The organism is Amycolatopsis sp. SID8362, assembly GCF_010550475.1.
Classification (GTDB): Bacteria; Actinomycetota; Actinomycetes; order Mycobacteriales; family Pseudonocardiaceae; genus Amycolatopsis; species Amycolatopsis eburnea.
In genome coordinates this window covers 1-8,140 of the sequence record NZ_JAAGNB010000586.1, presented here as the reverse complement: position 1 = coordinate 8,140, position 8,140 = coordinate 1, and the positions used below count along the sequence as shown (strand labels likewise).

General features: G+C 71.5%; 9 protein-coding genes and 1 pseudogene. 5 read left to right on the top strand and 5 right to left on the bottom strand.

Translation table 11 applies throughout. The features are described 5' to 3' along the window. Positions 1-264 precede the first annotated feature (264 nt). From G3I65_RS18425 to G3I65_RS18415, 3 genes are all read left to right on the top strand, one after another. Entirely contained in the window at positions 265-459 is a 195-nt protein-coding gene (locus tag G3I65_RS18425) for an antitoxin (RefSeq protein WP_125316185.1), read from the top strand. Between the two features lie 74 nt (positions 460-533). Next, on the top strand, positions 534-1,694 hold the full coding sequence (locus tag G3I65_RS18420) for a VanZ family protein (RefSeq protein ID WP_160697203.1): 1,161 nt from the start codon (positions 534-536) through the stop codon (positions 1,692-1,694). Positions 1,695-1,792: 98 nt separating this feature from the next. Then, positions 1,793-2,245: an ATP-binding protein gene (locus tag G3I65_RS18415; protein WP_166640255.1), complete on the top strand. Its 453-nt coding sequence runs from the start codon at positions 1,793-1,795 to the stop codon at positions 2,243-2,245. 15 nt (positions 2,246-2,260) lie between these two features. Here the strand turns inward: G3I65_RS18415 and G3I65_RS18410 are convergent, their stop codons facing one another. Next, positions 2,261-4,324, bottom strand: a complete 2,064-nt coding sequence (locus tag G3I65_RS18410; RefSeq protein ID WP_160697202.1) for an MMPL family transporter — start codon at positions 4,322-4,324, stop codon at positions 2,261-2,263. 74 nt (positions 4,325-4,398) lie between these two features. Between G3I65_RS18410 and G3I65_RS18405 the strand changes: the two genes are divergently transcribed. Both G3I65_RS18405 and G3I65_RS18400 read left to right on the top strand, forming a co-directional pair. Next, positions 4,399-4,833, top strand: a complete 435-nt coding sequence (locus tag G3I65_RS18405; RefSeq protein ID WP_160697201.1) for a MarR family transcriptional regulator — start codon at positions 4,399-4,401, stop codon at positions 4,831-4,833. 269 nt (positions 4,834-5,102) lie between these two features. Continuing rightward, positions 5,103-5,534, top strand: a complete 432-nt coding sequence (locus tag G3I65_RS18400; protein WP_160697200.1) for a hypothetical protein — start codon at positions 5,103-5,105, stop codon at positions 5,532-5,534. A gap of 62 nt (positions 5,535-5,596) precedes the next feature. Here G3I65_RS18400 and G3I65_RS18395 read toward each other — a convergent pair whose 3' ends face one another. From G3I65_RS18395 to G3I65_RS18380, 4 genes and pseudogenes are all read right to left on the bottom strand, one after another. Further along, positions 5,597-6,214, bottom strand: coding sequence for a DUF4360 domain-containing protein (locus G3I65_RS18395; RefSeq protein WP_163046718.1), 618 nt, complete (start codon positions 6,212-6,214; stop codon positions 5,597-5,599). Between the two features lie 191 nt (positions 6,215-6,405). Continuing rightward, positions 6,406-7,269: a spermidine synthase gene (locus G3I65_RS18390; protein WP_160697198.1), complete on the bottom strand. Its 864-nt coding sequence runs from the start codon at positions 7,267-7,269 to the stop codon at positions 6,406-6,408. Next, the gene (gene speD / locus G3I65_RS18385) at positions 7,269-7,628 is read right to left on the bottom strand and encodes an adenosylmethionine decarboxylase (protein WP_160697197.1); all 360 of its coding nucleotides are present in this window, start codon (positions 7,626-7,628) and stop codon (positions 7,269-7,271) included. The genes G3I65_RS18390 and speD overlap by 1 nt, the downstream gene beginning before the upstream one ends. Beyond that, positions 7,621-8,140, bottom strand: a pseudogene (locus G3I65_RS18380) (ornithine decarboxylase); the annotation flags it as partial. The pseudogene G3I65_RS18380 and the gene speD, both read right to left, overlap by 8 nt.

Here is an 8,140-nt window from a genome sequence, read left to right as displayed (position 1 = left end):
CCGGGCATGGCGGGGCCTCACGTCGTCGTTCGCGGCGGCGACCGGCCCGTGCGGCGGGGCCGGCGATCCTCACCCGGTATACGGGCCGCGGCCCCGAGCGGTTCACCCCGTACCCCGAACCCGGCGGTCCAAACCCGCTACCCCGGCTTTCACCCGCGAAAACGCCGGAAATCCCCGCGACGGGTGCCTGGTGGTTGCGGGCCGCGGGAGCCGGTGTTCTCCTCGGGGCGACCGATGATCGAATTCCGGACGGAGGCACGACCGATGAACCTGTTCGACAAGGCCAAGGAAGCGCTCGGGAAGAACCCGGAGCAGGCCGATCAGGGTGTCGACAAGGCCGCCGAAGCCGCCAAGCAGCGGTTCGGCGAACACTCCGACAAGATCGACCAGGGCTCCGACAAGGTGAAGGACTTCCTCCACAAGCAGGGCGGCGGGCAGCAGGACGCACCGCCGCAGTGACCGCCTGCCGGTGAAGCCCAGCCGTCCGGGCGAAGCACGCTTCACGCCCCTCACGGCTGGGTACCACCGGCTCCGTGGTCGCCACCTACCTCGTCCCCGTCCGCACCGCCCTCCTCCTCTTCCCGCTCGTCGCGCTGGCCGTCATGCTGCCGGCCGCGTTCGTCAGCTACCGCCGCCGCGGCCGCGCCGGCGGGTGGCAGACCTTCGTCTTCTACGCGTTCCTCTTCTACCTGCTGGCGATCGCGACGCAGACGGTGCTCCCGCTGCCCGCCGATCCGGCGTACTGCGCGGGACACACCTACGCGAGTTCTCCGCAGTTGCGGCCGTTCTACTTCGTCGAAGTGGTTTCGCAGCGCGCCCGCGGGCACTGGAGCCCGGGCGCGCTGCTGCACAACCCGGCCGTCTGGACCACGGCGCTCAACGTCGTGATGCTCGCACCGCTCGGCTTCTACGTCCGGTACGCGCGACGGGTGCGGCTCGTGCCCGCGACCCTCATCGGCTTCGGCGTCTCGCTGTTCTTCGAGCTGACGCAGCTGACCGGCCTGTGGTTCGTCTACCCGTGCCCGTACCGGCTGTTCAGCGTCGACGACCTGATCCTCAACACGGCCGGTGTCGTCGCCGGCTGGTTGCTCGCCGGTCCCCTCGGCCGCTTGCTGCCCGCCCTCGAACCAGAGCACGACCGGCGCCGGTACGCCGCGAAGGTCACCTTCACCCGGCGGCTCTTCGCGCTGGCCACCGACCTGCTCGGGTTCGCCGCGCTGCTCGGGTTCCTCTTCGGCCTGCTCACGCTGTTCGGCGAGGACCTGCGCCACCGCGACACGCCGGTGGTGATCCTCGCCGTCGTCTGGTTCGTGGTGCTGCCCGCCGTGACCGGCTCGACCCCCGGGAAGCGCGCGATGCTGCTGCGGGTGACGCGACGGGGTGGCCGCCGGGCCGGACCGGTTTCGCTGCTGGTCCGCAACGGCGTCCTGCTCTCGCCGCTGTGGCTCGCGTGGTGGGTGCTGGACCTCGACCGCTGGGACCTCGGCGCGCACCCCTGGCAGCTGCTCCTGCCCGTGGCGCTGGCCGCGTCGGTGTTCGTGGTGGGCGTCTGGACGCCGCTGGCGGTGCTGCTCGACGACGAGCACCGCGCACCCTACGAACGGCTGACCCGCACGGTGAACACCGCCATCGTGCCACCCATCGAACCGGCCGCCGGACCGCCGGAGCGGCAACCAGTCCTCAAAGGACAGTGACCGGTCGCCACGCTGCCCGCGGCACGCGGCTTTGGTAGATTGCGCGGGGAACGGGTTGAGCCGCCGGCCCGTGTCCCGATCCCCGGCCTGGAGTCTTCATGACCACCGACGCAGCGCGGCCACGGCAGCGGTACTCCGGCGACGGCACGGCGAAGGAGGCGGTTGTGAAGCTCCGCGATGTGCGGCACGAGCTGGGGATCTCCGCCGAGCTCACCGAGCTGGCCCGGGTCCGCCAGTGGGTGCGCTCGGTGCTGTGCGGCCTGCCGGCGAGCGTCGTCAGCACCGCCGTCATGGTGGTCGACGAGCTGGCGTCCAACGCGCTGCGCCACGGCCGCGCGCCCTACCACGTCCGGCTGCTGCCAGGTGTCGCCAAGCTGCGGATCGAAGTCGACGACGGCGGCGGCGAGACCGCCCGCCGCCGGACGCCGTCCGACGACGGCGGCCGTGGGCTCCTGCTGGTGGAGCGCTGCGCGGCGGCGTGGGGACAGCTGCGCCGGGCCGGCGGCAAGACCCTCTGGGCCGAGCTGATCACCGACCCGGCCCCTGGCTGACCGGACCCCGCTCCCCTACCCCTCCGCCCGCGCCAGCTTCGACGGCCACCAGATCCGCCGCCCGACGTCCACGGTCAGCGCGGGCACCAGCAACGACCGCACCAGCAGCGTGTCCAGCAGCACCCCGAACGCCACGATGAACGCGATCTGCGCGAGGAACAGGATCGGGATCACCGCGAGCGCGGAGAACGTCGCCGCCAGCACCACCCCGGCCGACGTGATCACCCCGCCGGTCAGGGAAAGCCCGCGCAACGTACCTGCACGCGTCCCCCGCGTCAGCGCCTCTTCACGCACCCGGGTCATCAGGAAGATGTTGTAGTCGATCCCCAGCGCCACCAGGAAGACGAACCCGAACAGCGGCACCACCGGGTCCGCGCCCGGGAAGCCGAAGACGTGGTTGAACACCAGCGCCGACACGCCCATCGTCGCGGCGAACGACAGCACCACCGTGGCGATCAGCAGCAGCGGCGCCAGCAGCGAGCGCAGCAGCAGGGCCAGCACGAGGAAGATCACCAGCAGCACGATCGGGATGATCAGCGCCCGGTCGTGCTTCGACGTCTGCTGGGTGTCCAGCTGGATCGCGGTCGGGCCGCCGACCTTCGCGTTCGCGCCGGGGATCGCGTGGACGGCGTCGCGCAGCTTGCCGACGGTCGCGACCGCGGTCTCGGAGTCCGCCGGGTCGTTCAGCACGGACAGGACCTGCACCCGGCCGTTCACCACCTTGGGCAGCCCGTCGGGGCCGGGCAGCGGGAACGACCGCGCGACACCATCCATTGTGGACGCCTGCAGGACCGCCGGCAGCGCGCCGGCGTCGGCGATCGTGATCGCGGGGGCGCCGAGCCCGCCCGGGAAGTGGCGGCCGAGGACCTCCTGCCCCGTCCGGGATTCGACCTGGGTGAGGAACACGTCGGACTGCGCGGTGCCGGAGGCCTTGAGCTGCGGCAGGAACGCGACGCCGACGCCGAGCACGAGCGCCGTCACCACCCAGACCGCCCGTGGTCGGCGGCCGACCAGCCGGGCCACCCGGCCCCAGCTGCCGGACGTCTCCGGGTGCGGCGAGCCGAGCGCCGGCTTGAACGGCCAGAACGCGCCGCGGCCGCAGAGAGCGAGCGCCGCGGGCAGGAACGTCGTCGACGCCAGCAGCGCGGCGCCGATGCCGATCGCCGCGACCGGGCCGAGCCCCTTGTTGGAGTTGAGGTCGCTGAACAGCAGGCACAGCACGCCGAGCACGACCGTCCCCGCCGACGCGGCGATCGGTTCGAGGGTCGCGCGCCAGGCGAGTTTCAGCGCGTCGAAGCGGCTTTCGGTGTCGCGCAGCTGCTCGCGGAACCGGGCCACGAGCAGGAGCGCGTAGTCGGTGGCCGCGCCGAAGACGAGGATCGAGAGGATGCCCTGGCTCTGGCCGTTGAGCGCGAGGACGTCGTGCTTGGCCAGCAGGTACACGACGAGGCTGGCGAGCCCGAGCGCGAACACCGCCGACAGCAGGACCAGGAACGGCAGCAGCGGGCTGCGGTAGACGGCGATGAGGATCAGCGCGACCACCCCGCCCGCGACGAGCAGGAGGATGCCGTCGATGCCGCCGAACGCCTTGACCAGGTCGGCGATCTGCCCGGCGGGCCCGGTGACGAGCACGGAGAGCCCGTCGGGGGCGCCGGCGAGCTTCGCGCGGACCTCCTTGACGACCTCGCCGGGGTTGCCGTCGGCGAGGATCGGCACGCTGAGCTGCACCGCCTGGTCGTCCCGCGGAGCGTTTTCGGGCGCACCGAGCGGGCCGGCGACGCCGGGCACGGCGCCGAGCTCCCGTGCCTTGGCTTCGAGGAACTGCCGGTCGGCGGCGGTCAGCCCGGCCGGGCGCTCGGCGACGACGGTCGCGGGCAGCACCTGACGCGGGGTGAACGCCTTCTGCTCGTCGGAGACCTCGGTGGCCTCGGCCGAACTCGGCAGGAACGCGGCGTTGTCGTTCTTCGCGACCTCGCTGAGCTTCCCCGCGAAGGGCCCGCCGAACCCGCCCAGCCCGAGCCAGGCGACCACGAGCAGCGCGGGGAGCAGCCAGCGGAGGCGGCGCGGGGAGTCGTTCATGGTCGCTAAGGTCCTTTCGAGGGCGAACCCGCCCAATTGTTCAGCAGGCTGAACATTTTGCACGACGACCCGGAGTGACGGTGAGCACAGCCCCCGAACCCGATCTGAGCACCTGGCCCACCGGGCGGCTGCTGGCCGTCGCCGCACGACTGGTGGAGCAACGCTGGGTGACCGTCCTCGCCCATCTGGGGCTCACCCACGCGGGGCTGATCGCGCTGCATTCGCTGCGCGACGGGCCGCTCCCCCAGCGGACGCTGGCCCAGCACTGCCAGGTGACCGACCAGACGATGAGCCGCACGCTCGACCGCCTCGCGAAGGCGGGTTTCGTCACGCGCACGCCCGATCCGGCGGACGCCCGCCGTCACCTGACCCGGTTGACTTCGGCCGGCCGGGCGGTCCACGAAGAGGCGGTCCGCGCCGAGCCCGCCCTGCTCGGCGGGCTCGGCGCGGACCCGGCCTTCCGCGGCAGGCTGCTGGAGCTGATCGCGGGGCTTTCGGCGGGCGATTGAGAGTTCGCGGGCCTGGGTAGATCTTGTGGCATGTGGATCGCGGTGAGCACCCCAGTGGCCGTCCTGATCGCTACCGTCCTGATGGAGCGGTTCGAGCGACGATGCCACCTGGCGCCGACCGCTGAGACCGAACGACCTCGCGTCGCACGCTGACGCCCACCGTGTGATCCACGTCTCACTCTCCTCCCTCGAGAACCCTGGGCCCGTCCCCCGGCGACTGACTGGTCGGATCCGGCGGACCGAGCCCGGGTTCAAGGGAGGAGACATCCATGCGCAGCAACCCGAAAACCACCCGCGTGGCGCTCGGCGTGGCCCTCGCGGCCGGCGTCGTCACGGCGGCGAGCATCGGGATGGCCGGCGGCGCGACCGCGCAGCCGGGCAGCACGGAGGGGACGATGACGAACGCGAGCCAGCCCCCGAAGGGGGCGCGGGCCACCGTGCAGGTGAGCCCCAACCCGACCACCCGGCGCGGCCAGGAGGTGACGATCACCGGCGACTGCGGCGGCGGCACCGGCCTGAAATCCGTGCTCGGCGGCTTCCCCGAGCACCCGGCACTGGAGAACATCCGGATCCTGTCAGCCGGCCCGGACCACTTCGTCGCCAAGGCGAACCTGGTCCAGACCATCGGCAACGGCGTGGGCCCGGTCTTCGTGGACTGCGGCGGCGAAGCGGGCGTCACCCTGCTCGTCACGCACGTCTAGCGTAGTGAATGACTCATTCATGTCGCCGGGCGACATGAATGAGTCATTCACTACGGCGGGATTCAGCAGGTCTTCCAGGCGAAGTGGTAAATGGTGTCCACGCTCGCGTGCTCGGAATCCATTTCGATGAAAGAACCACCGGCGGAGGTTCCCGCGTCGGCGCGCAGTTCCGCGTTGATGTTCAGGTTCCGGCTCTCCCCGCACGGGGCGAACACCAGTTCCGCGACGTCGGTCACGTCCGAGGCCCGCCACACGCCGTGGAACGGGCCCGGGAAGGTGTGGCGCACCCGCGCGGTCGGCGCCGTTCCCGCGAAGTAGTAGTTGGCCTGTTCGAGCGCGCTCGCGCCGCTCTCGAGGTGCGCGAAGCCGCGGTACTCGGCTTCGGCGATCGCGTACGTGAATCCTTGCGGTACGTGGACGAGCACGTTGATCTGGCAGTTCTTCCGAGCCTCGAGCGCCGGTGCGCCACCACCGGCCTTGGCGGTGAAGTTCGTGTAGTGCACCGTGAAGGACGTGTTGTCGGACGCGACGTCCGCGGACGCCGTGGCCGTGCCGGCCGGGCAGCCGGAGCCGTTGATGGTCTTGATGTCGAGCGTGATCTTTTCGGCCGGAGCCGAGGTGGCCGGAGAATCGACGGGTGCGGCAAGAGCGGACAGAATCATTCCGGCGACGATCGGCATAACGAGCATGACGCTCCTCCAAACGGGCCACGGTGCCTGGTGATCATGATGATCGCGCGCGGAGCAGATCGTAGCGCGATCGCAACCATTTCGACGGCCACTGAACGGAGTAACACGACCGCGAAGAGTACGGGAAATCCATTTCCCGCAATTTCACGTTCGCGGCGCTTGAATATTCGGATAATCGAAGGTCAAGACTGGTCCGGACCACTGCCGTGCCGGAGTGAATACGGCGGCGTAGCGCCGCCGAGGAGTGCTTCGGCGTCCAGCGTCGCCGCCTCGCTCCCCCGCTCCGCGAACCGCCGGGCCACCAGCGCGGCCGGGTCGTCGACGCGGTCCACGCGGCCGGACAGGAACGCCCACTCGTGCTCGTCGGACCCGAAGTACAGCACCGTGCCGAACACCTCGCTGAACCGGCGCCACGCCGCCCGCAGCGTTTCGTTGCGCCACAGCGTCGGGCAGCCCGCCTGGCACGTGACCACCCCGCCCGGCGCCAGCACCCGCACGCAGCGGCCGAGGAAGTCCTTGCCGTACAAGCGGTTGTGCTGCGCGTCCGGATCGTCGTTCTCGTCCGGCAGGTCGATCACGACCACGTCGTAGGTGTCACCCCGGGCTTCGGCCGCGGCCAGGAAGGCCCAGCCGTCATCGAAGGACACCCGGATCGGGCCGTCGCCGCGCGCGAGGTCCGCGGGCGTGTAGCCGTAGGGCAGGTGCTCGGCGCAGGCCCGCACCGCCTGCTCGTCGATGTCGACGTGCTCGACCAGCGAAGCACCGGCACCGACCGCCAGCAGCGAGGCGACCCCTTCGCTCGATCCGATGATCAGCACCCGCCGCACCCGCTCGGCCAGCAGCAGGGCAGGCACCATCAGGGCCTCGTGGTAGACGAGCTGGCTCGCTTCGGTGCTCTGGCGTTCGCCGTCGCAGAACAGCGAAACCCCTTGCGCGGTCTTGCCGATCAGCACGTGCTGGTACGGCGTGCGCTCGTCGTACACGACGTCACCGACCTCCCACACGCGGGTGAGGCCGGGGCCGACCGGTTCGTGGATCTGGGGCATCAGCGTTCTCCGCGGTGCAGGACGGACAGGTGGACCGAAGCGGCGTCCAGCGACTTCGCCAGCAACCGCAGCGCGTGCTCGGGGTCGGCGCGCTCGCCGCAGGTGAACACGTCCGCGAAGAGCGAGCCGTGCTCGGGGTAGGTGTGCACGGACGCGTGCGACTCGGCGAGCAGCGCGATCACCGTGGCCCCCTGCGGCGCGAACCGCTTGGCCACGACGTCGACGACCGTCGCGCCCGCCTCGGTCACCGCGGCCCGCAGCAGCTCCCCCAGCCGCGCGGCGTCGTCGAGCAGGCCCGGGTCGACGCCGTGCAGCTCGGCCAGGACGTGCCGCCCGGTGAAGCGGCCGATCTCAGACATCCCCCCACCTCCCGACGCAGTAGGTCCGCAGCGGCTCGATCCCGTTGAAGCCGACCGACGCGTAGCTCGCGGTGTAGGCCCCGGTGCCCGGCAGCTCGAGCCGGTCGCCGGTCCGCAGCTCCAGCGGCAGGTCGTAGGGCGTCCGCTGGTAGAGCACGTCGTCGCCGTCGCAGGTCGGCCCGGCGAGCACCACCGGGCCGCTCGGGCCGCCACACGGGTCGACCGGCTCGAACCGGTAGGCGATCGCCTCGTTCTCGGCCTCGGCGAGGCCGTTGTAGCGGCCGATGTCGAGGTACACCCAGCGCCGCTCGCCCCGGTGCGCGACGAGCACGACCTCGGTCCGCAGCAGGCCCGCGTCCGCGACGAGCACCCGGCCCGGTTCCAGCAGCAGCTCGGGCCGCTGCCCGGGGAAGTGCGTCCCGAGCGCCGACGCGATCGTCGCCGCGTACGCCTCCAGCGACGGCACGCGCGCGCGGTGCGCGGTCGCGAACCCGCCGCCGAGGTTCAGCCGT

What these genes read in the sequence shown, in the direction of transcription:
- G3I65_RS18425 (WP_125316185.1), top strand. Translation starts at nt 265, where the DNA reads ATGAACCTGTTCGACAAGGCCAAGGAAGCGCTCGGGAAGAACCCGGAG.
- G3I65_RS18415 (WP_166640255.1), top strand. Translation starts at nt 1,793, where the DNA reads ATGACCACCGACGCAGCGCGGCCACGGCAGCGGTACTCCGGCGACGGC.
- G3I65_RS18410 (WP_160697202.1), bottom strand. Translation starts at nt 4,324, where the DNA reads ATGAACGACTCCCCGCGCCGCCTCCGCTGGCTGCTCCCCGCGCTGCTC.
- G3I65_RS18400 (WP_160697200.1), top strand. Translation starts at nt 5,103, where the DNA reads ATGCGCAGCAACCCGAAAACCACCCGCGTGGCGCTCGGCGTGGCCCTC.
- G3I65_RS18395 (WP_163046718.1), bottom strand. Translation starts at nt 6,214, where the DNA reads ATGCCGATCGTCGCCGGAATGATTCTGTCCGCTCTTGCCGCACCCGTC.
- G3I65_RS18390 (WP_160697198.1), bottom strand. Translation starts at nt 7,269, where the DNA reads ATGCCCCAGATCCACGAACCGGTCGGCCCCGGCCTCACCCGCGTGTGG.
- speD (WP_160697197.1), bottom strand. Translation starts at nt 7,628, where the DNA reads ATGTCTGAGATCGGCCGCTTCACCGGGCGGCACGTCCTGGCCGAGCTG.